Origin of the sequence: Butyricicoccus sp. (genome assembly GCF_050872565.1) — a bacterium.
In the GTDB taxonomy this organism is placed as follows: domain Bacteria; phylum Bacillota; class Clostridia; order Oscillospirales; family Butyricicoccaceae; genus Butyricicoccus_A.
In genome coordinates, this window is the sequence record NZ_JBNMHC010000535.1 from 1 (window position 1) to 1022 (window position 1022).

At 54.9% G+C, this 1022-nt stretch carries 1 protein-coding gene and 1 pseudogene; both read left to right on the plus strand.

Features of this window, described 5'->3' with window-relative positions; all coding sequences use genetic code 11:
- Nucleotides 1-691 (plus strand): annotated as a pseudogene (locus ACR0P9_RS13170) (homoserine dehydrogenase); the annotation flags it as partial.
- A gap of 1 nt (nucleotide 692) precedes the next feature.
- Nucleotides 693-1022, plus strand: a 330-nt coding sequence (locus ACR0P9_RS13175; protein WP_432620870.1) for a homoserine kinase, incomplete at its 3' end; no start/stop codon positions are given.

Here is a 1022-nt window from a genome sequence, read left to right on the forward strand (position 1 = left end):
ACTCAAGGAAGCACAGGATCTCGGCTATGCAGAAGCCAATCCGGCAGCAGATGTCGAGGGCATTGATGCCTGCCGCAAGGTGTGCATTCTGGCGGACATCGCATATGGGGATAATGTCGCTCCGGAAAAGGTAGAGACCGAAGGCATCACCGCAATCACCTTGCAGGATGTAGCCTATGCTGAGCAGGCAAACAGCGTGGTCAAGCTGCTGGGCAGAACTGTTTTGCAGGAGGATGGCACCTTTTATGCGTTTGTCGCACCGCATTTTGTCGAGAAGACTAGCCCGCTCGCTTGCGTTACCGGCGTGTTCAACGGCATTCTCGTGACCGGCGATATGCTGGGCGATGCGATGTTCTATGGTCAGGGCGCAGGCAAGCTCGCAACCGCTTCCGCTGTTGTGGCAGATGTCATTGACTGTGCCGTACACAAGAACAAGCGCCGCAAGATTGGTTGGGGCGACGGCAGCAAAAATCTCGTTCGTTCGCTTGACACCTTTGCTTCTAACTGGTATATTCGCGTGCAGGGAGCTGATGCTGCGGACAAGCTGGCACAGGCATTCCCGAACAGCAAGGCACTGGAGCCGGTGCAGGCAGACGAAGCAGCTGTTCTGACCGATGTTCTGACCACGGCTGAAATGAATGAAAAGAAAGCACAGCTCGGCAATGTTCTGGGCTGCATGAGGGTGCTGTAATATGATTACTGTAAGAGTACCGGCGACAAGCGCCAATATGGGTCCTGGCTTTGACTCGATTGGCATTGCGCTGAATTTATACAACACATTTTATATGGAAGAGAGCGACCACATCGACATCTCTGCCACACATGGCGAGCACGTGCCAAACGATGAGAGCAATCTGATTTATCAGTGCGCCAAGCGCGTGTATGACATCTGCGGCAAGCCGATGCCGGGTCTCAAGCTCATTGAGGACTGCGATATTCCGCAGACGCGCGGATTGGGTTCGTCCTCTGCGTGCACGGTAGCGGGTCTGATCGGTGCCAATGCCCTGTTGGGCGGTCCGCTG